Here is a 25,295-nt window from a genome sequence, read left to right as displayed (position 1 = left end):
GAGCACAGGCACGGTGACAAGGATTCAAGGTCAGGAACGGGAGAGCGGAAAAAAAGGCCGGGCCGCGCCAGAGGCACGTTGCGGTTTATTTTTCCGGGCAAGCTGTTTGGGCGAACATTTGGTGTGCAGTCCTTGCGGGATTCCCTGGGGGAAGTGGCCGTCTCATCTGTGAGTTCCCCGAAGTTTCGGGGTGGCCGGGCCGGAGGTGTTGCTGTCGCGCTTGCCGTCGAAAATCGGATTATACCCTGCTGCCTGTTTTTTGGGCGGTTTTTCGTACCCCAAAAACAGGTATTTTCCCTGTGCGGACGGGCTCAGCGGGCTGGTTCGGACGCGGCTTTCAGGCTGGCGGCCAGCTCCATGTAGCGCTGGCGGGCGGCCGGGTCGGTGGCGGCGCGGGCGGCCAGTTCGCTCATTTCCTGCTGGTGGCGCAGGCGCAGCAGCTGGTCCAGGATGCTGCGGACCTCGGTCCAGTCGCTTTCTATGCCTTCGGGGATTTGCGCGATCTGCGTCGTGGCATGTCTTTCATAAGCATGGCCGCGCAGGCCTTCGCGCAGGGCCGCCCAGGGCTGGGGCCCGTGTTCGTGGAGCTGGCTCTCCAGCCAGACGAACAGCGGGCCGTGGGGCTCGGGCAGTTCGACCAGCAAATGGTGCTCCTCGGTGCTGAGCCGGTCCCAGGTCTGGGCTTCGGTCAGCAGCAGCCTGAGCACGCGGTCTTCGCGGCTGGCCGGCAGGATGCGCCCGGCCACGCGGCGCGGCGCCCGGGTGCTGCCGCTGCGCTCACCAAAACTGCGCCCCGGGGCTGACGGGGGCGGGTAATAACCGGAGGGCTCGGAGGCGCTGTAGTCGCGCTCTTCGGGGTAATCGGGCGGGTAGCCTCCGGGGTCGGGCATGTCCGCGTGGTGCACGGGGGCTGGCGCGCCGTCCTGCCTGTGGCCCTTGCCGGATCCGCGCGGCCCGCCGCTGCCCTTGTTGCCTGATTTGTAGCCCGTGGCCGCCGGCTGCCACAGCTGCAGCAGCTCGCGGCTGTCGATCAGCACCTTGTCGGCGATCTCGGCCAGCAACTGGCGCTTGAGGGCGCCGTCGGGCATGAGATTCCACAGCGGCCGGGCATTGCTGGCCATGTGGGCGCGGCCCTCGGCGGTGTCCAGGTCGCAGCCCTCGGCGGCGGCTTCAAGCAGGAAGCGGCTTAGCGGCACGGCCTTGCTGACATAGGCGGCGAAGCCTTCCTTGCCGTGCTCGCGGATGTAGCTGTCGGGGTCGTGTTCGGCCGGCAGGAAGAGGAATTTGACGGTGCGCACGTCGGTGGCAAAGGGCAGGGCTGCATCCAGCGCCTTGCGGGCGGCGCGGCGGCCGGCGCTGTCGCCGTCGAAGCTGAAGACCACCGAATCGGTGAAGCGGAACAGCTTTTGCACGTGGTCGGCGGTGCAGGCGGTGCCTAGCGTGGCCACCGCGTTGGCAAAACCCAGCTGGGCCAGCGCCACCACGTCCATATAGCCCTCGGTGACCAGCGCGTAGCCGTGTTCGCGCAGGGCGCTGCGGGCCTCGAACAGGCCGTAAAGCTCGCGCCCCTTGCTGAAGACCGGGGTTTCGGGCGAATTGAGGTATTTGGGCTTGTCGTCGCCGAGCACGCGGCCGCCAAAGCCTATGCATTCGCCCTTGACGTTGCGGATGGGGAACATGACCCGGTCGCGAAAGCGGTCATAGCGCTTGGCCTCGCCGGCCTGGTTTTCCTCACCGGGTTCGCCGGTGATGACCAGCCCGCTTTCGACCAGCAGCGGGTCGTTGTAGTCGGGAAACACGCTGGCCAGGCTGCGCCAGCCTTCGGGCGCGTAGCCCAGGCCGAAGGTCTTGGCGACTTCGCCCGAGACGCCGCGGCCCTTGAAGTAGTCGATGGCGCGCTCGGAGTTGCGCAGGGCCTTGATGTAGGCGATGCCGGCCTTTTCGAGCACGCTGGTGAGGGTGGCCTGCTGCTCGCGCATCTGCGCGGCCCGTGCGCGGTCCTGCGGCGAGACGTCGTCTTCGGGGACCTGCAGGCCGTACTGCTGCGCCAGGTCTTTCACGGCCTCGACGAAGTTCATGCCGCCGTGCTCCATCAGAAAGCTGATGGCGTTGCCGTTCTTGCCGCAGCCGAAGCAGTGGTAGAACTGCTTGGAGGGGCTGACACTGAAGGAGGGCGACTTCTCGCCGTGGAAAGGGCACAGCCCCATGAAGTTGGCGCCGCCCTTTTTGAGCTGCACGTAGCGGCCCACGATGTCCACCACGTCGGCGCGCGCGAGCAGTTCCTGGATGAATGTTTGTGGGATGGCCATGGGGGAGAGGGGGGTCAATTTAGCACACGCGTCCCGGCGGGGGAGGCCGGGTGTCCCATGGCCCTGGAGGGGGATGGGCGCTGGGCTGACACGTATTGGCGGCATCCGGCGGCAGCCGGGCGCCCTCGGCAGCTCCCACAATGGACTTTTCCCAGCCGCCCCGGGAGCGGGGCCTTTCCATGACGCTTTCCCCCAATCTTGCCTATGTTGCCAGCCATCCCGGCGCCTTCGCGCTGCGGGTGCTCAAGGGTTTTCGCGCCAACCAGGGCTTGCTGCTGGCGGGGGCGGTGGCCTATTACGCGCTGCTGTCCGTCGTTCCGCTGCTGATCCTGGTGGCGATCGCGCTGTCGCATGTGGTGGACCAGCAAGCCTTGCTGCGGGCGCTGGGGCGCTACATCGGCTGGCTGGCGCCCGGCCAGGGCGGCTACATCACGGCCGAGCTGGCCAACTTCCTGGCGCATCGGGAGCTGCTGGGCTGGGTCCTGCTGGCCACCATGCTGTTTTTCAGTTCGCTGGCCTTCACGGTGCTGGAGAACGCGATGTCGGTGATCTTTCTGCACCGCGTGGCGATCCGCCGCCGCCACCTGCTGGTGTCGGCCATCCTGCCGTACTGCTACATCGTGTTTGTGGGCCTGGGCCTGCTGCTGGTGACGCTGGTGTCGGGCGGCCTGCAGGCGCTCGGTGAAAAAAGCCTGGACTTCCTGGGGCTGGAATGGTCGCTCAGCGGGTTTTCAGGCGTGCTGCTGTATTTGCTGGGCCTGGCGGGCGAAATCCTGCTGCTGACCTCGCTGTACATGGTGATGCCGGTGGGCCGGCTGCAATGGCGGCATGCGCTGCTGGGCGGCGTGACCGCCGCGCTGCTGTGGGAGCTGACGCGCCACCTCCTGGTGTGGTACTTCGCCACGCTGTCGCAGGTCGGCCTGGTGTACGGCTCGCTGACCACCGCCATCGTGGTGCTGCTGAGCCTGGAAGTTGCGGCCGCCTTGCTGCTGCTGGGCGCGCAGGTGATCTCGGAGTACGAACGCCTGGGCACGGCCCGGCAGGACCAGCCCGCCAAGCCGATGCGCCTGGATTAATCGCCCAGCACCAGCCCTTCGCGCCGCGGGTCGGCGCCGCCGAAGAAGCCCTCGGGCGTTTTCTGGATGGCTTGCAGGCCGCTGGTCATGGTCTGCTCGCGCACCTCGGCGCCGCGGCTGCGCAGCGCCTCGACGGTGGCCGGCGAGAAGCGTTTTTCTTCCAGGATGCTGGGGCCGTTGAGCGAACCGAAATTGGGCAGGTCGATGGCCTGCTGGGCGTTCAGGCCCCAATTGAGCGTGCCGTAAAGCGTCTTGGCCGTGAAATGGATGATGAGCGCGCCGCCGGGGCTGCCGCCGCTCATGACGAGCTGGCCCGAGTTCTTGTCGAACACCAGCGTGGGTGCCATGGACGAGCGCGGGCGCTTGCCCGGCTGAACCCGATTGGCCACGGGCTTGCCTTCGGCATCCGCCGGCGCGAAGCTGAAGTCGGTGAGCTCGTTGTTGAGCAAAAAGCCGCCGGCCTTGCCGGTGCCGCCGTCGGTCATCAGGCGCGAGCCGAACTGGTCTTCAATCGTGGTGGTCATGGCGATCGCGTTGCCGTAGCCGTCGACGATGCTGATGTGCGAGGTGCCGTACTCGGGCTGGTCGGGCATGGGCGCGTAAGCCGTCTTGACGGCGCCCGGCACGCCGGGTTTGGCGGTCTTCATGCTGGGGCCGGTGGGCTGTATCAGCTTGGCGCGCTCTGCCAGATAAGCCGGGGCCAGCAGGCTTATCCAGTTGCCGCCGGGCGGCTGCACGAAGTCCGGGTCGCCGAGGTACTGGCCGCGGTCGGCGAAGGCCAGGCGTGAGGCCTCGGTGTACAGGTGCAGCCAGTCGGCCGAGGGCGTGGGCGAGACCGTGCCGGGAACGCCGCCGCTGCCGCTGACCAGGCCCAGGGTGGCGGCCGGCGTGTTGTTCAGGATGCCGAGGATCTGCCCGACGGCAATTGCGCCGGAACTGGGCGGCGGCATGCCGCACAGGCGGTAGGCCTTGCCGGCGGCGCTGTAGTCGCTGCAGATCGGGTCGCGTTTTTTGGGCCGGTAGCCGGCCAGGTCGGCCAGGGCCAGCTTGCCGGGGTTGGTGGCGTGGCCTTGCACTTTGGCAACGATGGCCTGCGCGACCTGGCCTTCGAGCAGCGCGCTCGATCCGTTGGCCGCGATCCGGCGCAGCACCTCGGCCAGGGCCGGGTTGCGCAAGGTCGTGCCTACGTCCACAGGGCTGCCGTCAGGCTTGTAGAAGTAGGCGGCGGCCGTCGCGTCTTTTTTCAGGTGCACTTCACCCTTGAGCAGGGTGTTCAGGCGCGGGCTGACCTTGAAGCCGCCTTCGGCCAGCTGGATGGCCGGCGCGAACAGCTGGCCCCAGGGAAGCCGGCCGTACTGCTTGTGCGCCATCTCGAGCATGCGCACCGTGCCGGGCGTGCCGACGGAGCGGCCGCCGACCACCCCGTCGTAAAACGCCATGGGCTTGCCGTCGGCACCGATAAAGAGTTTTTCATCAGCGGCCGCAGGAGCGGTTTCGCGGCCGTCAAAGGCCTCAACCTTGCCGCCGCTGGCGTGCAGCAAAAATGCGCCGCCGCCTATGCCGCTGGACTGCGGCTCCACCAGCGTGAGCACCATCTGCACGGCGATCGCTGCATCTATGGCCGAGCCGCCAGCCTTGAGCACCTGGTAGCCGGCGTCGGTGGCCAGCGGGTTGGCGGCGGCCACGGCGAATTTTTTCGTGGCCCAGCCCGGCTTGGGCGTGAAGCCCGAAGAACCTTCGGGCTGCATGTACTTGGCGCCGCGCGCGACTTCGTCGGCCGGGACCTGGTAGGTGAAGGAGGAGGGGCTGCTGGCGCAGGCGGCCAGCAGCGCGGTCGCCGCCAGTGCCGGGAAGGCGTGTCTCATGGGATATCCTTGAATGTCGTAGTTGTTGCTTGTCGCGGGGCCTGGGAACATCTCCTGCCCGCTGGCAAATATATCGAGCGGTCCCGCGCCCCACAATGGCGTTTCGGAGAAATCAGTCTTCCATGGAATTTGACAATCTCGATGCCCTGCGCGTGCTGCTGGCCACCGCGGAGACCGGCAGCCTCACGGGGGCGGGCAAGCGCTGCCGGCTGTCCACCGCGGCCGTCAGCGCGGCGATCAAGCGGCTGGAAACCTCATTGGGCGTGCGGCTCTTCGAGCGCACCACGCGCGCCGTGCGGCCCACGGCCGAAGGCGCGGTCATGGTCGACCATGCGCGCCGCGCCCTCGAGCTGGTGTCCGAAGGCCAGGCCAAGGTGCGCGCCGGCACCTTCGGCCTCACGGGCAGCATACGCATCACCGCCACGGCCATGCTGGCGCGCGAGATGCTCGCCTACTGGCTGGCGGAATTCGCCACCCTTCATCCCGGCATTGAGATCGACCTGCAGATCAGCGATGCGCGTGTGGACCTGGTGCGCGAAGGCATAGACGTGGCCCTGCGCAACGGCCCGCTGATGGATTCCACGCACTCGGCGCGCCTGCTGGCGCCGGCACGGCGCGTGGCCTGCGCCAGCCCCGACTACCTGGCGCGCCGCGGCACGCCGCTTGAGCCCTGTGAGCTCGCGCAGCACGACTGCCTGGTTTGCCACGTGCGCGAGCGCCGGCAGGACCAGTGGCAGTTCGAGCTGCAAGGGGAAGCCAGCGCGCCTTTCCAGGTGCGTGTGGCCGGGCCGCTGGCTTGCAACGACGCTTCGATCGCGCTGCAGTGGGCGCTGGAAGGGCGGGGCATCGTCTACCAGTCCGAGATCGACCTCATGGCCTCGCTGGCCGGCGGCAAGCTGGTGCGCCTGTTTGCGGGCCACCTGGGCGAACCCGCGCCGCTCTACGCCGTGGTGCCGAGCCGGCGTTATGTGCCGGCCCGCGTCAACGAGGTGATAGACCGGCTGTCGGCGCTGCTGACTGAACGGCTCGCCGCGCTGCACCCGTCCGCGGCCTGAACAAACTCAGCGCGGCGCGAGACGGATCGCGCCGTCCAGGCGAATCACTTCGCCGTTGAGCATGTCGTTTTCGATGATGTGTTTGGCCAGGCGCGCATAGTCTTGCGGCGTGCCCAGGCGGGAGGGGAAAGGGACGCCGGCGGCCAGCGAGTCCTGCACTTCCTGCGGCATGCCGAAGAGCATGGGCGTGCCGAAAATGCCGGGAGCAATCGTCATGTTGCGGATGCCGTTGCGCGCCAGGTCGCGGGCAATCGGCAGGGTCATGCCGACGATGCCGCCCTTGGAGGCGCTGTAGGCGGCCTGGCCGATCTGGCCGTCGTAGGCCGCCACGGAGGCGGTGGAAATCAGCACGCCGCGCTCGCCGGTGGCTTCGGGTTCGTTCTTGCACATCGCGTCGGCCGCCAGGCGGATCATGTTGAAGCTGCCGACCAGGTTGACTGTGATGGTCTTGCTGAACACGGCCAGGCTGTGCGCGCCGTTTTTGCCCACGGTTTTTTCGGCGGGTGCGATGCCGGCGCAGTTCACCAGGCCCATCAGCTTGCCCATGGCGACCGCCTTGGCCACCACGGCCTGGCCGTCGGCTTCCTGGCTCACGTCGCATTTGACGAAGGCGGCCTTGTCGGCGCCCAGTTCCTTGGCGATGGCTTCGCCCTTGTCGGCTTGCATGTCGGCGATGACGACCTTGGCGCCGTTGGCCACCAGCATGCGCGCCGTGCCTTCACCCAGGCCCGATGCGCCGCCGGTGACGATAAATACTTTGCCTGCGATATCCATAGTGTTCCTTGATGAAGAGTGGGAGAGATAAAAAAGGGTTCGTGTAAGTGCCGGCGCCAGATTCCAATTCCAGGTGGAGGCGACATGACGTTAACGTAAACGTCAATTATGGCGCATACGTGGGGCATGAAAAAAGCCCGGCGCCTTTCGGCGGCGGGCTTTCGCAAAAGAAGGGCGCTGGCTTACTTGTAGCCGACGCGGTCCAGCATCTGCTGTACCTTGAGCTGGTTGTTGCCCACGGCGCTGATCGGGATGGTTTCGGACTTGAAGCTGCCGTTGCCCGAAGGGCTCATGGCCTTCAGCGCCGGGTTGCTGACGCCCAGGCCCGGTACCGCGGCCCACTCGTTGTTGCCGTTGGCGAAGTATTCCTGCGCGCTCGGGCTGGCCAGGTATTCCATGAACTTGACGGCGTTGGCCGTGTTCTTGGCGTTCTTGGCGACGGCCGCGCCGGCGATGTTCACATGCGTGCCCCAGCTGTCCTGGTTGGGGAAGACCACGCCGACGCGATCGGCCACCACTTTGTCATCCGGCGCATTGGAACGCATGATGCGCGCCAGATAGTAGGTGTTGGTCAACGCGATGCCGCATTCGCCGCTGGCCACGGCCTTGATCTGGTCGCTGTCGCCGCCCTTGGGGTCGCGCGCCATGTTGGCCACCAGGCCCTTGAGCCATTGCTCGGCCTTGGCTTCACCGATGTGCTCGGTCACCGCACCGAAGAGCGAGAGGTTGTAGGGATGGGCGCCCGAGCGGGTGCACAGCAGGCCCTTGTTCTTCGGGTCGGCCAGCTTTTCGTAGGTGTCCACGTCGGCTTTTTTGACCTTGAGCTTGTCGAACACCACGACGCGGGCGCGGGTCGAGAAACCGAACCAGGTCGTGCCTTCGGCGGTTTCCTTGGCGCGCAGCTTGGCGGGGATCGCGGCTTCGAGGGCCGGCGATTTGATGGGCTTGAACAGGCCGTCAGTGTCGCCCTTCCAGAGGCGGGCCGCGTCGACCAGCAAAATCACGTCGGCGGGGGAGGCGGCGCCTTCAGCCTTGAGGCGGGCCAGGATGCCGGCGTCGTCCGCGTCCACGCGGTTGACCTTGATGCCGGTGGCCTTGGTGAAGTCGCTGTAGAGCTTTTCATCGGTCTGGTAATGCCGGGCAGAATACAAGTTGACCACTTGCTCCTGGGCTGATGCGAAGCCTGCCAGTAACAACAGCGACGAGAGGACCACCTTCTTGTACATAACTTTCCACTTCCTTACAGGTAATTTTTAAAGCCCGGCCATGATAAAGCAAATAAGAATCATTCTTGCCAGAGTCCCTACGTTGCACCAGCCTTCGCGTGCGCCGGGATGGCGGCCGGGCGCCTGCCTTGCCGTGGCGATGCTGCTGCTGGCCGGTTGCGGCACGCTGCCGACCGGCCCCGGTGCGCCTGTGTTGCCGCCGCCGGCCGAGGCCGCCAGAAAGCCGGTGCGAATAGGACTGGCGCTGGGGGGCGGCGCGGCGCGCGGTTTTGCCCATGTGGGCGTGATCGCGGTGCTGGAAGAAGCCGGGCTCAAGCCGCAGTTGGTGGTCGGCACCTCGGCCGGCAGCCTGGTGGCGGCGCTTTATGCCAGCGGCAAGACCAGCGCGCAGCTGCAGCAGACCGCGCTCAACATGGAAGAGGTGGCCATCACCGACTGGATGCTGCCCATCTTCGGCCGCGGCATGTTCCGCGGTGACGCACTGGCTCGCTACGTCAACGACCTGGTGGCCAATCGCACCCTGGAAAACATGGCGATTCCGCTGGGCATCGTCGCCACCGACCTCAACAGCGGGCAGGCGGTGTTGTTCCAGCGCGGCGACACCGGCACGGCGGTGCGGGCATCGAGCGCGGTGCCCGCGGTGTTCCTGCCGGTGAAGATCAGCGGCCGGGAGTACGTGGATGGCGGCCTGGTCTCGCCGGTGCCGGTGCGCTTTGCGCGGCAGATGGGCGCCGACGTCGTGGTCGCGGTCGACATCTCCAGCCCGCCGGAAAACAATCCCGCCGGCGACACGCTGCAAATCCTGCTGCAGACCTTTGCCATCATGGGCAAAAGCATCAACCAGTACGAACTCAAGGATGCCGACGTCGTCGTGCGGCCCTCCCTCACGGGCCTCAAAAGCGCCGACTTTTCGGCGCGGCAGCGCGCCATTGATGCGGGCCGTGCAGCGATGCTGGCAGCGCTGCCGCAACTCAAGGCCAAACTCGAAGCTGCGGCGCTTGTGGCGCACAAGTAGCGGCCGCCGCAAGCCGGTGCAGGCAAAAAAAAGCCCAATCTTGCGATCGGGCTTTAAGGGGTCCGTGAAAATGAATTTCGGAAAGGACCCGAGGAGACAACTGGCTTGAATCCCTGTTCAGTCAAACAGGCTTCGCGAAACAGGCTCCGTGACGGTAGCGCGCCAGGCGCGCCTTGATCAGCGCTTTTTGGCGGTGGTCTTGGTGGCGTTCACTGCGGAAGCGGCCACCGTGTTGAAGTTGGCTTCAGCGATGTCGCTGGCTTGCTTGACGGCCTTCTGGACCGACTCGAAAGCGTTGTTGGCGGCGGCAACGGCGCTCTTCAGGACAGCGACGGCGGTTTCGGAACCGGCGGGGGCGTTCTTGGCGGCGTTGTCGACCAGGCCGACGAATTTCTTCTGTGCATCAGCGGCCTGGCCTTCGAAGGTCTTGCCGAGTTCAGCGCCGGCGGCCGAAGCGATGTCGTACAGGTGGCGGCTGTAGGCGGCGGTCTTTTCAGCCAGGGGCTGGACCAGGCCGGCTTGCAGGGCCATCAGTTCTTGCGCGTCTTTCACGCCCATCACGGCTTGCGTGTGGTTGGCGGTTTCAGCCAGGGCGGCCTTGGTGGCTTGCACGTTCAGCTCGACCAGCTTTTCAACGCCTTCGAAGGCTTTGTGGGTCAGGCCAAACAGGGTTTCGATGTTGGCTTTGTGGGAAGCGAGGACTTGTTCAGCGGTCAGCATAATGAATCTCCAAAAATAGGTTTAGGTGAGGGCAGTAGTTGCTTTGCGCTGAATTGCTGCACTGCAACATAAGCCCAAGTATAGGGAATGGCTGCACCATTGCAAGCATTTTATGTTGCAGTGCACCAATTTAGAGGTCGACCTCTAGGTAACGGTCTGAAACAGCACTGAAAAGTACTCGGAAAGAGTTACTTTGGCCGCCCTGCATGCAACCATTTTTCTAAGTGCTGGGCGCAGGCCACAATGGCTCCAATCCAGATAGCAACACGCTCCCGACCTTGCAAGCCTTCTACGCCGACAACTTTGTTCTGCCACTGCCGCCAGGCCACCGCTTTCCGATGGCCAAATACCGCTTGCTGCGCGACCGCCTGGTGAACGAACGCCCGCAGGTGCGCATGGCGCAGGCGCCGGCCGCGACGGATGGTGAACTGGCATTGGTCCACACACCTGCCTACATTGCCGATATCAGCCACGGGACCCTGCCGGCTGCCGCCCAGCGCGAGATCGGCTTTCCCTGGAGCCCGGGCATGGCCGAACGCGCGCGCCGCTCGGCCGGCGCCACCGTCGCGGCGGCGCGTGTGGCCATGGGTTCACCCGGCTGGCCGGGGGAGGGGGTGGCCGCCAATCTGGCCGGCGGCACGCACCATTCCTATGCGCATAAGGGCGGCGGGTTTTGTGTCTTCAACGATGCGGCGGTGGCCGCCAGGCTGATGCAGGCGGAATGGGCGCGACAGCACCGCCACAAGCGCAAACCGCTGCAGGTCGCCATCATCGACCTGGACGTGCACCAGGGCAACGGCACGGCCAGCATCTTCGCCGGCGACGCCAGCGTCTTCACGCTGTCGCTGCACGGGCTAAAGAACTTCCCGTTCCGCAAGGAGGCCAGCGACCTCGACGTGGATCTGCCCGACGGCTGCGGCGACGCGGCCTACCTGCAGGCACTGGAGCACGCGCTGGACGAACTCGAGCGCCGCTTCGAGCCCGGCTTGATCCTCTTCCTGGCCGGCGCCGACCCGTACGAAGGCGACCGGCTGGGCCGCCTGGCCTTGAGCTTCGACGGCCTCGAGGCGCGCGACCGGCGCGTCTTCGACTGGGCCTGGCAGCGCCGCATCCCGCTGGCGTTTGCGATGGCGGGCGGCTACGGCATCAACATCGACGAGACCGTGCAGGTGCAGATGAACACCTACACGCTGGCGCTCGAATACTGGGCGCGCTGGAATCCCTGAGGCGTCTGCCGGGAGCGCGCCCTGCATTGCTGCTACATTGCCAGGGATTCGCCTCGGCGACCCCTGGACATAGAAGAGCAAAAACATGCCGCCGACCCCTCCCGATAGTCACGACGACCCCAAAAAACCTTCCTCGCTGCGTGTACTGGTTCTCGGCGGTACCGGCTTTATCGGCCGCCATGCCGTGGCGGCGCTGCATGCCGGCGGCGCACAAGTCGCGATAGGCAGCCGCCATCCCGAGCGCCACGAAATCGCCTATCCCTTTGCCGCCATGCGTCTTGCGCGCTTTGAGCAGCTGCTTCAGCCCGATGCCTGGTCCGCGCTGCTCAAAGACGTCGACGTGGTCGTCAACTGCGTGGGCATCCTGCGCCAGCGCCCTAGCGAGTCTTACGACCACGTCCACCACCGCGCACCGGCGGCCCTGGCTTTGGCCAGCGCCACGGCAGGCATCCGCTTCATCCACACCTCGGCCCTGGGTTTGCACGAGGGCGCCAAAAGCCGCTTCCTGTCGAGCAAGCTGCTCGGCGAGCGCGCCATCGCGGCCTCAGGCAGCGACTACGCCATCGTGCGGCCCTCGCTGCTCGACGGCGAGGGCGGCTTTGGCGCGCGCTGGCTGCGCGGCCTGTCGCGCTCTCCCGTGCATGGCATTCCGCGCGCCGCGCGCGGCGGCATCGCGGCGATGACGGCCGCGGACCTCGGCCTGGCTTTTGCCGTTCTGGCGGCCTTGCCTTCCCTGGCCGCCCATCGCGAAGTCGAACTGGGCGGCACGCGCCGATACGGCTATGCAGAATACCTGCGTGCGCTGCGCGCCGACTACACCGGCACCCGCGCCTTGCAATTGCCCTTGCCCAACTGGATGGCGCGCGTGGGCTCGCATGTTTGCGACGTGCTGCATTTCTCTCCTTTTTCTTATGGGCACTGGATCCTGCTTCAGCGCGACAACGTTCCCCGACCGAATCGGCTGCCCGAATTGCTGGGGCGCGAGCCTCACGCCATCGGGTCAAATATCCCTCCCGAGCCCGCCCTGGTCCGCGCTGGCAAAATAGGGCCTCATGACCTCCCCGACACGACCGCAAGCCGAAGCCCGTAGCGCCTATAAAGCTTTCCGTGACATCGGCACCCGCTGGTCCGACAACGACATCTACGGCCACGTCAACAACGTCGTCTACTACAGCTGGTTCGACACCGCCGTCAACGGCCTGCTGATTGAACGAGGCGCCATCGACATCCACACCGGCAGCGTGATAGGCCTGGTGATAGAAACCCAATGCAACTACTTTGCGCCGCTGGCCTTTCCCGAGCCCGTGGTAGCCGGGATCCGCGTGGCGCATGTCGGGTCGTCCAGCGTGCGCTACGAGGTGGCGCTCTTTCCTGGTAACGCCGGCGATGAACGTCAGCCCTGCGCGGCCAAAGGCCATTTCATCCACGTCTATGTAGACCGCGCCACGCGCCGGCCGGCGCCCTTGCCACCCGAACTGCTTTCCGTACTGGAGACCCTCCGATGACCCAGGCACCGCCCGTGCTTCCCTATATCACCTCCCGCCACGAGGGCGATGCGCGCAACGCGGTGGAAGAAGCCATCGTCAGCCGTCAGTCGATACGCCAGTTTCTGCCAAAACCGGTGCCGCGCGAGACCATCGCCCACCTGCTGGAAGTCGCCAGCCGCGCGCCCTCGGGCACCAACACCCAGCCCTGGAAGGCTTATGTACTCCAGGGCGCGAGCCGCGACACCCTGGTCGAAAAGGTCTGCCGGGTCCATGACGCGCTGCACGCCAACCCGGCCCTGGCGGCCGAGTACAAAGAGGAATACGACTACTACCCCGAACAGTGGGTCTCTCCGTATATAGACCGCCGCCGCGCAAACGGCTGGGGCCTCTACGGCCTGCTGGGCATCACCAAGGGCGACAAGGACAAGATGCATGCGCAGCATCACCGTAACTTCCAGTTTTTCGACGCGCCCGTGGGCCTGATGTTCACGCTGGACCGCGTGATGGGCCGCGGCTCGCTGGTGGACTACGGCATGTTCATGCAGAACCTCATGGTGGCCGCGCGGGGACTGGGCCTGCACACCTGCCCGCAGGCCGCCTGGAACGGCTACGCCAAAATCATCCTGCCGCACATTGGCGCGGGTGAGGATGAAATGCTGGTGTGCGGCATGGCGCTGGGTTATGCCGACGAGGCGGCGCTGGTGAATACCTTTCGAACCCCTCGCGTCCCAGCCTCCGAGTTCACCACCTGGCTGGACTGAGGGGATGACCTTCTCCGTGGTCCAGCTGCTGGGTGGCCTGTCGTACGCCACCACGCTGTTCCTGATGGCGGCGGGGCTCACGCTGATTTTCGGCGTGACGCGCATCGTCAACTTCGCGCATGGCAGTTTTTTCATGCTGGGCGCGCTGTTCACGGCGCACTGGGTCACGCACTGGTTTCCGGCCTGGGGCGAGAGCGCGCCGCTGTACCTTCTCGCGATTCTGATGGGCGCCACCTGCGCGGGCCTGGCCGGGGCCGCCGCTGAATTCCTGTTGCTCAGGCGCATGAGCGGCGCGCCCGAGCTTTACCAGCTGGTCGCCACTTTCGGCCTCACGCTGGCGATGCACGATGCGATGCAGTGGGGCTTTGGCCCCGACGAGGTGTTCGCGCCGCGCTTTCCGGGCCTCAAGGGGTCTGTGCAAATCGGCGACGAGTTCTTCCCCGTCTACCAGCTCGCGATGATCGCGCTGGGCCCGCTGGTCTGGCTGGGCCTGCATCTGCTGTTGCGGCGCTCGCACTTCGGCCAGCGCCTGCGCGCCGCCACGCAAGACCGTTCCATGCTTGCGGCCCTCGGCGTCAATCCGCGTCCGTTGATGCTGGGCGCCGTGGTGCTGGGCTGCGCGCTGGCGGGCCTGGCCGGGGCCCTGCAGCTGCCGCGCGAGCCCGCTCATCTGCAGATGGACATGAACGTCATCGTGGAAACCTTTGTGGTGGTGGTCACCGGCGGGCTGGGCAGCATAGGCGGCGCCTTTGTGGCGGCCCTGCTGATCGGGCTGGTCCATGCCTTCGGCATCAACGTGTTTCCGCAGGCCACGCTGGTCATCGTGTTCCTGACCATGGCCGTGGTGCTGGTGTTCCGGCCTCAGGGTCTCAACGGCAAGGCGGTCTCGGCGCAGGAGGCCGGCGGCGGCGTGCGCGAGGTGGCCCAGAAATTTCGTGGCCTGGCCATGGGCGCGGCCGGGTCTTCGGCCATCACCGCCGCCTTTGTGCTGCTGGCCGGCCTGGCATGGGCGGGCGGGCCTTACTGGCAGGCGCTGGCGGCCGATGCGCTGATCCTGATGATTTTCGGCATCAGCCTGCAGTCCATGATGGCGCTGGGCGGCCTGGTCAGCTTTGGCCATGCCGCATTCTTTGCGCTGGGTGCCTACGGTGCGGCGCTGTCGCACAGCCTCTGGGGTGCTTCGCTGCCGCTGGCGCTGGCAGCCGGCTGCGGCGCGGCCCTGGCGGTGGCCGCGGTGTTCGGCGCGGCGGTGGTGCGCAGCAGCGGTGTTTACCTGGCCATGCTATCGCTGGCGCTCGCGCAGGTGATCTGGGCCGGCGCCACGCAGTGGGTGGGCCTCACCGGCGGCGACAACGGCCTGATCGGGCTCACACTGATCAGCGACGAAGGCCGGCCGGTGTTTTACGCGCTGCTGGTGGCGCTGGCATTGGTGGCCGTGGCCGCGCTGCGCTTTCTGGCACGCTCGGTCATGGGCGCCGCGCTGCAGGCCCTGCGCGACGCGCCTTTGCGCGCCTCGGCCTCCGGGCTGGCGGTGGGCTGGCTCAAGTACCGTATTTTTGTGGAGAGCGCCGTGCTGGCCGGCCTGGCGGGCGGCCTGTTCGCCGCGCACAAGGGCGCGGTGTTCCCCTCGCTCGCGTCGGTCTCCACCTCGGTCGATGCCTTGCTGGTGGTCTTGCTGGGCGGCGTGCACCAGCTCTGGGGCGCGGTTGCGGGCAGCATCGTGCTGAGCTACGCCGGCGCCGAGCTGGGACGCGAAGTGACGTACTGGCGCGGCTTGCTGGGCGTCTTCATCATGCTGATCATGGTGGCCTCGCCCTCGGGGCTGCTGGGCCTGCTGCCGCGGCTTGCCGGCATCTGGCGGCGTAAGCACGGAAGGGGCGCCTGATGCTGCAGGTCCGGCAACTCGTCAAGCATTTTGACGGCCTGCGCGCCGTGGACGGCGTGAGCTTTGATGTGCCGCCGGGCCAGTGCGTGGCCCTGATAGGCCCCAATGGCGCCGGCAAGTCCACCACCTTTGCCTGCATCGCCGGCCAGTACCCGCTGACGGGCGGCGACATCGCCTGGAACGGCCAGGCGCTGCAGGGGCTCAGCCCCCAGGCGCGGCTGCAATTGGGCGTGGCGCGCACCTTCCAGGTGGCCCAGGTGTTTGAAGCGCTCACGGTGCTGCAGAACGTGCAGCTAGCCGTGCAGGCGCGGCTGGGCCTTCGGGCCGTCTCCGCTTTCAAGCGCTTGGATGGCCAGGCGCGCGAACCGGCTCTGGCCTTGCTGGCGCAAACCGGACTTGAAGCACTGGCGGAACAGGATGCACTGAGCCTGCCTTATGGCGCAAAGAAGCGGCTGGAGCTAGCAGTGGCTTTGGCGGCAAAACCGCAATTGCTGCTGCTGGATGAACCCGCCGCCGGCCTGGCCGGGCCTGAGCGCGCTGACCTCATGCAACTCGTAAAGCGCCTGGCGGGGCAGGGCATGGCGGTGCTCTATACCGAACACAATATGGACGCCGTCGCCGGTGTGGCCGACCGCGTGCTGGTGCTGATCGAAGGCCGGCTGGCCGCGCAGGGTTCATTCGACGAAATTTCGCGCGACGCCGTGGTGCGCAGCCGCTACCTGGGCCAGGCGGGCGGCGAAGGGGCAGGCCATGCTTGAGGTCGACAAACTCAATGCCTTCTACGGCCCGGCCCAGGCGCTGTTCGAGGTGTCGCTGCAAGTGGCGCCTGGTGAACTGGTGGTGCTGCAGGGTTTGAATGGGGCAGGGAAGTCCACGCTGCTCAAATCCGTGATGGGCCTGGAGGTGCGCACCGAAGGCCACATCCGCTACCGCGACCCGGCGGGAGCCCGGGGCGCGGACCTGGCCCCCATTGAACGCTGGGACACCCACCGCCGCGCGCAGGCCGGACTGGGTTATGTCGCCGAAGACCGACGGCTCTTCACCGAGCTCACGGTGCGCGAAAACCTGCGCATCGCGGCGGGCCGAGACATGGCGGCGCAGGAGGCCAGGGCGCTGGACCTGTTCCCCGCGCTCAAGTCCATGCTGGGACGCCGCGCCGCGCAGATGAGCGGTGGCGAGCAGCAGATGCTCGCGATTGCCCGCACGTTGATGACCGGTCCCCGCATCCTGCTGCTCGACGAACCCTGCGAGGGCATTGCCCCGGTGCTGGTGGAAGCGATTCGCGATGCGCTGCTGGCGCTGCGGCAGCAGGGCCTGGGCCTGCTGGTGGCCGAGCAGAACCAGTTGCTCGCTGCCCGTGCTGACAGGCTGGTTTTGCTGGTTGCGGGTAAAGTCAGGGGTTCCTGAAGAAAGACCCGTTTCGTTCCTTTCTTTCCCGTTTTTGCTTTTTTCCCCTCTTCTTTTTTAATCCTTCCATTTCCTCCAAAAGGACCTCTCCATGAGCAACATCACGACCACCCCCTCCGGCCTGCAGTACGAAGACACCGTGCTGGGCACCGGCGCCATCGCCAAGGCGGGCCAGAACGTCAAGGTCCACTACACCGGCTGGCTCTACAACAACGGCGTGCAGGGCGCCAAGTTCGACTCCAGCAAGGACCGCGGCCAGCCCTTTGAGTTCTCGCTGGGCGCGGGCCAGGTTATACGCGGCTGGGACGAAGGCGTGCAGGGCATGTCGGTGGGCGGCACGCGCCGCCTGATCATTCCGGCCGAGCTGGGCTACGGCGCGCGCGGCGCCGGCGGCGTGATTCCGCCGAACGCCACCTTGCTGTTTGAAGTGGATTTCCTGGGCTAAGTTGTGCCGCTTTAGGGGGCGCCGGGCACTTCCGGAAATTCAGCTTTTAGCTTCGACATAACTTGGGTACAAGTTAGTCTTCACTGCAACGTTGTTGTCGGGATGAAGTGCAAGGCGCACGGCGCGCAGCAACCGGAATGTACTTCGGTACATGAGGATTGCGAGCACCGGGCAACGCCGCAATTCGCCCGAAAAATGGATTTACGGAACTGCCCATGATCATTACCAGTTTGCTCGACACTGACTTGTACAAGTTCACCATGATGCAGGTGGTCTTGCACCAGTTTCCGGGTGCCGAGGTGGAGTACCGCTTCAAGTGCCGCAACGCCGGTGCACCAGGCATAGGCGATCTGGCGCCCTATGTGACCGAGATACGCGAGGAAATCCGCGGCCTGTGCGGCCTGCGTTTCCAGGATGCGGAGCTGGCTTATCTCAAGGCCATGCGCTTCATCAAAAGCGATTTCATCGATTTCCTCGGCATCTTCCGGCTCAATGAAAAGTATGTGGGCGTCACGGCACTGCCTTCGGGCGAGATCGAGGTGTCCATCAAGGGCCCCTGGCTGCACACCATCCTGTTCGAGATCCCGGTGCTCGCCATCATCAACGAGGTCTACTTTCGCAACACGCAGAAGAATGCCGACATCAGCGAAGGCCGCCGGCGGCTGGACACCAAGATAGGCCAGCTGCAGGCCGAGGGCCTGGGCGCGCTCAAGATCGCCGACTACGGCACGCGCCGCCGCTTCGGCAAGGCCTGGCACGAGGAAGTGCTGCGCACGCTGGTCACCCGCCTCGGCACGGGCGTGCAGGGCCAGCTCGCCGGCACCAGCAACGTGCTGTTCGCGATGAAGCTGGGCCTCACGCCCCTGGGCACCATGGCGCATGAATACCTGCAAGCCTGCCAGGCGCTGGGCCCGCGGCTGCGCGACAGCCAGGTCTTCGGTTTTGAATCCTGGGCCAAGGAATACCGGGGCGACCTGGGCATCGCGCTGTCCGACGTCTACGGCATGAGCGCCTTCCTGCGCGACTTCGACATGTATTTCTGCAAGCTGTTCGACGGCGCGCGCCATGACAGCGGGGACCCGTTCCAGTGGGGCGAGCGCATGCTCGCGCATTACACGAAAAACCGCGTCGACCCCAAGACCAAGACGCTGATCTTCAGCGACGGCCTGACGGTGCCGCGCACCATAGAGCTGTACCAACAGTTCAAGGGCCGCTGCCAGCTGGCCTTCGGCATAGGCACCAACCTCACCAACGACCTCGGCTACGAGCCGCTGCAGATCGTTATCAAGATGATCCGCTGCAACGGCCAACCGGTGGCCAAGCTCTCCGACACCCCTTCCAAAAACATGTGCGACGACGAAAAATACCTGGCCTACCTGCGCCAGGTTTTTGAGATCGCCTGAGGAGATGCAATGAGATTTTTTCGCAGCTTTGCCGCGGCGGCTTTGATGTGTCTGCCGGGCCTGTCGATGGCCGCTGATATCGACGGCAGCCGCTTGTCGTGGGCATGGGGTATTCCTTTTGCGGGCATCCTTCTTTCAATCGCCTTGATGCCTCTGCTGGCGCCTTCTTTCTGGCACCATCATTTCGGCAAGGTCGCCGCTGCGTGGACGCTGGTGTTTTTCCTTCCATTTGCCGCCGTGTTCGGCCCCACCGTGGCGGGGGCAAGCCTGGTTCACGCGCTGCTGGCTGAATACATCCCCTTCATCATTTTGCTGGTGGCGCTCTACACCGTGGCGGGCGGTATCTTCATCCGGGGCAATCTTCACGGCAGCCCGGCCGTCAACGTGGCCATCCTGGCCATTGGCACGGTGCTGGCCAGTTTCATGGGCACCACCGGCGCTTCCATGCTGATGATCCGGCCGTTGATACGCGCCAACGACAACCGGGTGCACAAGGCGCATGTCGTGGTTTTTTTCATCTTCCTGGTGTCCAACGCGGGCGGTTCGCTCACGCCGCTCGGTGACCCGCCGCTGTTTCTCGGGTTTTTGAAAGGTGTTGATTTCTTCTGGACCGTCAGCCATATATTCCCGGAAACCCTGTTCCTGGTGGGCAGCCTGCTGGCGATTTTTTACCTGCTGGACCGCTGGTACTACACGAAAGAGGGCGTGCTCCCTGTCGATCCGACGCCCGACACCCGACGCATCGGTTTTGACGGCGCGGTCAATTTCTGGCTGCTGGCCGCGGTGGTGGGACTGGTCCTGCTCAGCGGGTTCTGGAAAACGCCGCTGGCTTTCGATGTCTTCGGCACGCAAGTCGGCCTGCCTGGACTGGTGCGCGATGCCGGACTGATCGCGATCACATTGATCTCCTTGCGCATAACGCCATCGGATGTGTACCGCGACAACCAGTTTTCATGGGGCCCCATGCAGGAGGTCGCCAAGCTGTTTGCCGGCATTTTCCTGACCATCATTCCCGTGATCGCCATGCTCAAGGCGGGTGCGCAGGGGCCTTTCGGCGCCATCGTCTCGGCGGTGACGCGGCCCGACGGCCAGCCCGACCCGGCCATGTATTTCTGGGCCACCGGCGCGCTGAGCTCCTTTCTCGACAACGCGCCCACCTACCTCGTGTTCTTCAATACGGCGGGCGGCGACCCGGCCACATTGATGACTACGCTGGCACCAACGCTGGCGGCCATCTCGGCCGGTGCGGTGTTCATGGGCGCCAACTCCTACATCGGCAACGCGCCTAACATGATGGTCAAAGCCGTGGCGGAAGAGCGCGGCGTGGCCATGCCCAGTTTTTTCGGCTACATGGCCTGGTCGGGCGCCGTGCTGATTCCCCTGTTCATCATCATGACCTTCATCTGGTTCAAATAAGCTGTTCATCACAAGAAAGCGGACAACTCCCATGAGCAAACCCAAAATCCTCGTTGCGCGCGCCGTCTTCCCCGAAATCATCGCCCGCCTTGACCAGCATTTCGAAGTCGAATCCAACCAGGCTGACGAAACCTGGTCCAAGGCCCAATTGACCGAGCGCCTCAAAGGCAAGGACGGCGCCTTCACCACCGGCGGCGACAAGATCGACGCGGAAGTGCTGGCCGCCTGCCCGGGCCTGAAGATCTGCGCCAACATGGCCGTGGGCTACAACAACTTCGACATCGACGCGATGACGGCGGCCGGCGTGCTGGCCACCAACGCGCCCGACGTGCTGACCGAAACCACGGCCGATTTCGGTTTTGCGCTGCTGATGGCCACGGCCCGCCGCGTCACCGAGAGCGAACACTATCTGCGCGCCGGCAAATGGACCAAATGGAGCTACGACATGTTCGCCGGCTCCGACATCCACGGCGCCACCCTGGGCATCCTGGGCATGGGCCGTATAGGGCAGGGCATCGCCAAGCGCGGGGCCCATGGCTTTGGCATGAAGGTGATTTACCACAACCGTTCGCGCCTGGACGCCGCGCTGGAGGCCGAATGCAAGGCCAGCTACGTCGGCAAGGAAGAGCTGCTCAAGACGGCCGACCACCTGGTGCTGGTGCTGCCGTATTCGCCGGCGTCCCACCACAGCATCGCGGCGGCCGAACTGGCCTTGATGAAGCCGACCGCCACGCTGATCAACATCGCGCGCGGCGGCATTGTGGATGACGCGGCGCTGGCCGTGGCCCTGCGCGATAAACGCATCGCGGCCGCCGGGCTGGATGTGTTTGAGGGCGAACCCAAGGTACACCCCGACCTGCTGACCGTGCCCAATGTGGTGTTGACGCCGCACATTGCCAGCGCCACCATTCCCACACGCATGGCCATGGCGAGCCTCGCCGCCGACAACCTGGTCGCATTTTTCAGCGGAAAGAAACCCCTGACCCCGCTCAATCCCGCGGTGCTGGCCGGAAAATGAGCCCAAGCAGCAATCGGACAACGAACACATGATGCAAACCTGGCTGATCATTGCCTTGGGGCTGGCCAACCTGCTATTGCTGGTGTGGTTACTGATGCGCAAGCCCGCCGAGCCATCGGACACGGGACGCGTCGAGTTGCTGGCGAATATCGCGGCGGGCCACGACAAGCTCGAGCGCGAACTGCGCCGCGAGATCGGCGACAACTCGCGCAGCAGCCGCCAGGAACTGGCGACCACCTTCGCCACGTTCCAGCAAACGCTGGTGCAGCAAAGCGCTGAAGCGATTCGCACGCAGAACACGCAGATCGATGCCTTTGCGCAGCAGCTGACCTTGCTGCAAAAAACGCTGTCTGACACGCTGACCACGCAACTGCAATCCGTCAGCGAATCGAATGCCAGGCGCATGGGTGAAGTCCGCGAGACGCTGGAAAAACAACTCGCGCAACTGCAGCAGACCAACTCGGCCAAGCTTGACGAGATGCGCAAGACTGTCGACGAAAAGCTGCAGACCACGCTGGAAACCCGCCTGGGTGAAAGCTTCAAGCAGGTCGCCGACCGGCTTGAGCAGGTGCATAAGGGCCTGGGTGAAATGCAGACTTTGGCGCAGGGCGTGGGTGACCTCAAGCACCTGCTGACCAACGTGAAAACGCGCGGCATCTTCGGCGAAGCGCAGCTGTCGGCGCTGCTGGAGCAGGTGTTCACCGTCGACCAGTACGCGGCCCAGGTCGTCACGCGGCGCGGCGGCAAGAACCCGGTCGACTTTGCAATCAAGTTGCCGGGCCGGTCGGATTCGGGCGAGCCGCTGTGGCTGCCCATAGACGCGAAATTCCCGAACGAAGACTATGAGCGCCTGCTGGATGCGCAGCAGCGTGCCGACGTGCTGGGCGCGGAAATCGCCGGCAAGGCGCTCGAAGTGCGAATTCGCAATGAGGCCAAGTCGATCGCCGAGAAATACATAGATCCGCCGTACACCACCGATTTCGCCATCCTGTTCCTGCCGACCGAAGGTCTGTATGCCGAAGTGCTGCGGCGCCCCGGCCTGATGGAGTTCCTGCAACGCGACCACCGTGTCACGCTGGCCGGCCCGACCACGCTGCTGGCCATGCTCAATTCGCTGCAAATGGGCTTTCGCACGCTGGCGCTGGAAAAACGTTCCAGCGAGGTGTGGCAGGTGCTGGGGGCGGTCAAGACCGAGTTCGGCAAGTTCGGCGACGTGCTGGCCAAGGTCAAGTCGCAAACCGAAACCGTGCTCAACACGCTGAGCAGTGCCGAGCAGCGCAGCCGCGTCATGGGCAAGGCCTTGCGCAACGTTGAAGCCCTGCCCGAAGTCGATTCCGCCCGCCTGCTTCCATTGGACCCCCTTGACAAAGACCTGGACAACCCTTGATGCACATCGCATGAGCTCCGCCTCATGACGCCCGAACTCGCGCGCCTGATCCTGGCGCAGATCTGCCTGCATGCCTGCATGGCCGGCACGCGCATGGCGGCGCCCCTGCTGGCGCTGCGCGAAGGCTACAGCCCCGCGGCGGTGGGCGTGCTGCTCGCGCTGTTTGCCCTGACGCAGGTCTTCCTGGCATTGCCAGCGGGCCGCTTTGCCGACCGGCACGGCTTGCGCAAGCCCATCAGCTACAGCGTGTTCGCCGCCGTACTGGGAGCGGGGGCGGCGGTGGCTTTTCCGGTGTTCCCGGTGCTGTGCCTGGCGGCGCTGCTCACAGGTGGCGCGACCGGCGCGGCGGTGATTTCGCTTCAGCGCCATGTGGGCCGCGCGGCGGTCGGCGCGTTGGAACTGCGCCAGGTGTTCAGCTGGCTGGCCATAGGCCCGGCGGTGTCCAATTTCATCGGCCCGTTCTCGGCCGGCCTGCTGATCGACCACGTGGGCGCCATGCCCGGCAGTACCTCAGGGTATCGGGCAGCGTTTTTGTTGATGGCCATATTGCCGATGGCCAGCTGGTTCCTGGTGCGCAAGACACGGGAATTGCCGCCAGTGATCGCCGCCAGCGGCGGCCCGCAACCCAGGGCCTGGGATTTGCTGCGCCAGGCCACCTTCCGCCGCCTGATGCTGGTGAACTGGTTTCTGTCGTCCTGCTGGGACGTCCATACCTTTGTGGTGCCGGTGCTGGGTTTTGAGCGCGGCATCAGTGCTTCGGTGATTGGCACCATCCTGGGCTCCTTCGCGGTGGCCGCGGCGCTGATCCGCATGGTGATGCCGCTGGTGGCGGCCCATTTGCGCGAGTGGAAGGTGCTGGCGGTGTCCATGCTGGCGACGGCGGTGCTGTTCGGCATCTACCCGCTGATGCACTCCGCGGTCGGCATGGGGCTGTGCTCCATCCTGCTGGGCCTGGCGCTGGGCATGGTGCAGCCCATGGTCATGAGCATGCTGCACCAGATCACGCCGGAGGCGCGCCACGGCGAGGCGCTGGGCTTGCGGCTGATGGCAATCAATGCGTCCAGCGTGGTGATGCCCATGCTGTTCGGCACGGCCGGCGCGCTGGTGGGGATCGCCGGCGTGTTCTGGACCACCGGCATGATGGTGGGGGCCGGTTCGCGCGCGGCCTGGCTGCTCAAGGACTGCATGCCGGCCCATGGCGGGCACGGCGGGCTCAAAGACGATAAAAGTCCTTGATCAGGTCCCAGGCGACTTGCGAGTCGTCCACGTACTGGAGCAGTTTGAGATCGTTCGGCGAGATCACGCCTTCTTCCACCAGCATCTCGGTATTGAGCAGGCGTTTCCAGTAGCTGCTGCCGAAAAGAATGATGGGCACCGGTTTGGCCTTGCGCGTCTGCACCAGCGTGATGACCTCAAACAGCTCGTCCAGCGTGCCGAAGCCGCCCGGAAACACCACCAGCGCCTTGGCGCGCATCATGAAGTGCATTTTGCGCAGCGCGAAGTAGTGGAACTTGAAGGAGAGCTCGGGCGGCACATAGGGATTGGGTGCTTCTTCCATGGGCAGCACGATGGCCAGGCCCACGCTGAGGCCGCCGGCCTCGTGCGCGCCACGATTGGCCGCCTGCATGATGCCCGGGCCGCCGCCGGTGCAGATGAAGAGCTTGGTTTCCGGCGGCTTGTCATCGCTGTACTGCGCCACCAGCTTGCCGAAGGCGCGGGCGCTTTCGTAGTAGTGGGCATTGCGCGCGAGCTTCTTCGCGCGGTCTATCACCTCGGGGTCGCCGCCGGCTTCGGCCTCGGCCACCATCAATGCTGAATCCTCTTCGCTGCGAAACCGGGCACTGCCGAAAACCACCACGGTGTTTTCAATCCCGTGGGCTTGCTGCTCCAGGTCCGGCTTGAGCAGTTCCAGCTGAAAACGTATGCCGCGGGTTTCACGCCGCAGCAAAAACTCCGGGTCGGCGAAGGCCAGGCGCGACGCGTCGGCTTCAAGCGGATTGCCGTCCCTGGCATGGGCCTGAAGTTCAGCCCAGGCGTTGGCCAGGCGGCCTACGGATAAGTCTTGTTTTTGTTCCATGCGCCATTGTCAACGATCAGGGACGGGGCGTCTTTTCCGGGCCAGGTGAGCGGGCCCGAAAAGCAAAAAGGCCCCGTGAGGAGCCTTTTTTTTGCGGGGTGCCGAAGCAGTTTACACGCGCTTGCGGTATTCGCCGGTGCGGGTGTCGATTTCGACCACGTCGCCCTGGGCCACGAAGATGGGCACGCCGATTTCAAAACCGGTGGCGATCTTGGCGGGCTTGAGGACCTTGCCGGAAGTGTCGCCCTTGACGGCGGGTTCGGTCCAGGTGATTTCGCGCTGCACGCTGGTGGGCAGTTCGACCGAGATGGCCTTGCCGTCGTAGAACACGACTTCGAGTTCCATGCCGTCCTGCAGGTAGTTCAGCGAGTCGCCCATGTTTTCGGCTTCGACTTCGTACTGGTTGTACTCGGAGTCCATGCAGACGTACAGCGGGTCGGCGAAGTAGGAGTAGGTGCAGTCCTTCTTGTCCAGGACGATCTGGTCGATCTTGTCGTCGGCCTTGAACACGACTTCGGTGTTGAAGTTGGCGACCAGGCTTTTGAGCTTCATGCGCACGGTGGCGGAATTGCGCCCACCGCGGCTGTATTCGGTCTTGAGCACCACCATCGGGTCTTTGCCGTTCATGATGACGTTGCCAGCGCGTATTTCTTGAGCGATTTTCATAGCAGTTTCACTGAGGTAGGCCGCTAAACGCTTGCACCGGTGTGCAGGTTACGCGGCGGGTTGTGCGGGCCGCCCAG

The 25,295-nt window shown here is 65.2% G+C and carries 23 protein-coding genes; 16 read left to right on the top strand and 7 right to left on the bottom strand.

Going from position 1 to position 25,295, the window contains the following annotated elements:
• Positions 1 to 311: 311 nt before the first annotated feature.
• Positions 312 to 2,309, bottom strand: a complete 1,998-nt coding sequence (dnaG, locus tag ACSQ27_RS09040; protein ID WP_436155110.1) for a DNA primase — start codon at positions 2,307 to 2,309, stop codon at positions 312 to 314.
• A 179-nt stretch (positions 2,310 to 2,488) separates the two neighbouring features.
• Between dnaG and ACSQ27_RS09035 the strand changes: the two genes are divergently transcribed.
• On the top strand, positions 2,489 to 3,385 hold the full coding sequence (locus tag ACSQ27_RS09035; protein WP_436155109.1) for a YihY/virulence factor BrkB family protein: 897 nt from the start codon (positions 2,489 to 2,491) through the stop codon (positions 3,383 to 3,385).
• Here the strand turns inward: ACSQ27_RS09035 and ACSQ27_RS09030 are convergent.
• On the bottom strand, positions 3,382 to 5,250 hold the full coding sequence (locus ACSQ27_RS09030; protein ID WP_436155108.1) for a gamma-glutamyltransferase family protein: 1,869 nt from the start codon (positions 5,248 to 5,250) through the stop codon (positions 3,382 to 3,384). The two genes, ACSQ27_RS09035 and ACSQ27_RS09030, sit on opposite strands and share 4 nt — an antisense overlap.
• A gap of 122 nt (positions 5,251 to 5,372) precedes the next feature.
• On the opposite strand from ACSQ27_RS09030, the gene ACSQ27_RS09025 reads away from it, so the two are divergent.
• On the top strand, positions 5,373 to 6,305 hold the full coding sequence (locus ACSQ27_RS09025) for a LysR family transcriptional regulator (protein WP_436155107.1): 933 nt from the start codon (positions 5,373 to 5,375) through the stop codon (positions 6,303 to 6,305).
• A 6-nt stretch (positions 6,306 to 6,311) separates the two neighbouring features.
• On the opposite strand, the gene ACSQ27_RS09020 is transcribed toward ACSQ27_RS09025, so the two are convergent.
• Complete coding sequence (locus ACSQ27_RS09020) at positions 6,312 to 7,079, bottom strand: 3-hydroxyacyl-CoA dehydrogenase (RefSeq protein ID WP_436155106.1); 768 nt, start codon at positions 7,077 to 7,079, stop codon at positions 6,312 to 6,314.
• 182 nt (positions 7,080 to 7,261) lie between these two features.
• Positions 7,262 to 8,305 carry an extracellular solute-binding protein gene (locus tag ACSQ27_RS09015; RefSeq protein WP_436155105.1) on the bottom strand — a complete coding sequence of 348 codons (1,044 nt, stop codon included), beginning with the start codon at positions 8,303 to 8,305 and terminating at the stop codon, positions 7,262 to 7,264.
• Between the two features lie 139 nt (positions 8,306 to 8,444).
• Here ACSQ27_RS09015 and ACSQ27_RS09010 point away from each other — a divergent pair, with 139 nt between their 5' ends.
• Positions 8,445 to 9,320 carry a patatin-like phospholipase family protein gene (locus ACSQ27_RS09010; protein ID WP_436155424.1) on the top strand — a complete coding sequence of 292 codons (876 nt, stop codon included), beginning with the start codon at positions 8,445 to 8,447 and terminating at the stop codon, positions 9,318 to 9,320.
• A 177-nt stretch (positions 9,321 to 9,497) separates the two neighbouring features.
• Here ACSQ27_RS09010 and ACSQ27_RS09005 read toward each other — a convergent pair whose 3' ends face one another.
• A complete protein-coding gene (locus tag ACSQ27_RS09005) occupies positions 9,498 to 10,043 on the bottom strand; it encodes a phasin family protein (RefSeq protein ID WP_436155423.1) in 546 nt (181 codons plus the stop codon).
• A 275-nt stretch (positions 10,044 to 10,318) separates the two neighbouring features.
• Here ACSQ27_RS09005 and ACSQ27_RS09000 point away from each other — a divergent pair, with 275 nt between their 5' ends.
• The 13 genes from ACSQ27_RS09000 to ACSQ27_RS08940 all read left to right on the top strand — a co-directional run bounded on the left by ACSQ27_RS09000 (position 10,319) and on the right by ACSQ27_RS08940 (position 23,711).
• Positions 10,319 to 11,266, top strand: coding sequence for a histone deacetylase family protein (locus ACSQ27_RS09000; protein ID WP_436155104.1), 948 nt, complete (start codon positions 10,319 to 10,321; stop codon positions 11,264 to 11,266).
• Positions 11,267 to 11,351: 85 nt separating this feature from the next.
• Entirely contained in the window at positions 11,352 to 12,356 is a 1,005-nt protein-coding gene (locus ACSQ27_RS08995; protein ID WP_436155103.1) for an NAD(P)H-binding protein, read from the top strand.
• Positions 12,319 to 12,771: an acyl-CoA thioesterase gene (locus ACSQ27_RS08990; protein WP_436155102.1), complete on the top strand. Its 453-nt coding sequence runs from the start codon at positions 12,319 to 12,321 to the stop codon at positions 12,769 to 12,771. The genes ACSQ27_RS08995 and ACSQ27_RS08990 overlap by 38 nt, the downstream gene beginning before the upstream one ends.
• Positions 12,768 to 13,514, top strand: a complete 747-nt coding sequence (locus tag ACSQ27_RS08985; RefSeq protein WP_436155101.1) for a nitroreductase — start codon at positions 12,768 to 12,770, stop codon at positions 13,512 to 13,514. The genes ACSQ27_RS08990 and ACSQ27_RS08985 overlap by 4 nt, the downstream gene beginning before the upstream one ends.
• A gap of 4 nt (positions 13,515 to 13,518) precedes the next feature.
• Positions 13,519 to 15,399, top strand: coding sequence for an ABC transporter permease (locus ACSQ27_RS08980; protein WP_436155100.1), 1,881 nt, complete (start codon positions 13,519 to 13,521; stop codon positions 15,397 to 15,399).
• Positions 15,399 to 16,157: an ABC transporter ATP-binding protein gene (locus tag ACSQ27_RS08975; RefSeq protein ID WP_436155099.1), complete on the top strand. Its 759-nt coding sequence runs from the start codon at positions 15,399 to 15,401 to the stop codon at positions 16,155 to 16,157. The genes ACSQ27_RS08980 and ACSQ27_RS08975 overlap by 1 nt, the downstream gene beginning before the upstream one ends.
• Positions 16,150 to 16,806 (top strand): ABC transporter ATP-binding protein, encoded by a 657-nt coding sequence (locus tag ACSQ27_RS08970; protein ID WP_436155098.1) that lies wholly within the window; start codon positions 16,150 to 16,152, stop codon positions 16,804 to 16,806. The genes ACSQ27_RS08975 and ACSQ27_RS08970 overlap by 8 nt, the downstream gene beginning before the upstream one ends.
• Positions 16,807 to 16,897: 91 nt before the next feature.
• On the top strand, positions 16,898 to 17,251 hold the full coding sequence (locus tag ACSQ27_RS08965; RefSeq protein ID WP_436155097.1) for an FKBP-type peptidyl-prolyl cis-trans isomerase: 354 nt from the start codon (positions 16,898 to 16,900) through the stop codon (positions 17,249 to 17,251).
• A gap of 215 nt (positions 17,252 to 17,466) precedes the next feature.
• Positions 17,467 to 18,654 (top strand): nicotinate phosphoribosyltransferase, encoded by a 1,188-nt coding sequence (pncB, locus tag ACSQ27_RS08960; protein WP_436155096.1) that lies wholly within the window; start codon positions 17,467 to 17,469, stop codon positions 18,652 to 18,654.
• 9 nt (positions 18,655 to 18,663) lie between these two features.
• The gene (locus tag ACSQ27_RS08955) at positions 18,664 to 20,070 is read left to right on the top strand and encodes a sodium:proton antiporter (RefSeq protein ID WP_436155095.1); all 1,407 of its coding nucleotides are present in this window, start codon (positions 18,664 to 18,666) and stop codon (positions 20,068 to 20,070) included.
• 31 nt (positions 20,071 to 20,101) lie between these two features.
• The gene (locus tag ACSQ27_RS08950; protein WP_436155094.1) at positions 20,102 to 21,088 is read left to right on the top strand and encodes a 2-hydroxyacid dehydrogenase; all 987 of its coding nucleotides are present in this window, start codon (positions 20,102 to 20,104) and stop codon (positions 21,086 to 21,088) included.
• Between the two features lie 31 nt (positions 21,089 to 21,119).
• Entirely contained in the window at positions 21,120 to 22,475 is a 1,356-nt protein-coding gene (gene rmuC, locus ACSQ27_RS08945) for a DNA recombination protein RmuC (RefSeq protein WP_436155422.1), read from the top strand.
• A gap of 24 nt (positions 22,476 to 22,499) precedes the next feature.
• A complete protein-coding gene (locus ACSQ27_RS08940; RefSeq protein WP_436155093.1) occupies positions 22,500 to 23,711 on the top strand; it encodes an MFS transporter in 1,212 nt (403 codons plus the stop codon).
• Here ACSQ27_RS08940 and ACSQ27_RS08935 read toward each other — a convergent pair.
• Positions 23,689 to 24,552, bottom strand: coding sequence for a TIGR00730 family Rossman fold protein (locus ACSQ27_RS08935; protein ID WP_436155092.1), 864 nt, complete (start codon positions 24,550 to 24,552; stop codon positions 23,689 to 23,691). The two genes, ACSQ27_RS08940 and ACSQ27_RS08935, sit on opposite strands and share 23 nt — an antisense overlap.
• 111 nt (positions 24,553 to 24,663) lie before the next feature.
• Positions 24,664 to 25,218, bottom strand: coding sequence for an elongation factor P (gene efp, locus ACSQ27_RS08930; protein ID WP_411883615.1), 555 nt, complete (start codon positions 25,216 to 25,218; stop codon positions 24,664 to 24,666).
• Between the last annotated feature and the right edge of the window lie 77 nt (positions 25,219 to 25,295).

It is taken from the genome of Polaromonas sp. LjRoot131 (assembly GCF_964252805.1).
GTDB lineage: Bacteria > Pseudomonadota > Gammaproteobacteria > Burkholderiales > Burkholderiaceae_C > Polaromonas.
The sequence above is the reverse complement of the archived record's forward strand: the minus strand, read 5'-3'. Positions and strand labels throughout refer to the sequence as shown.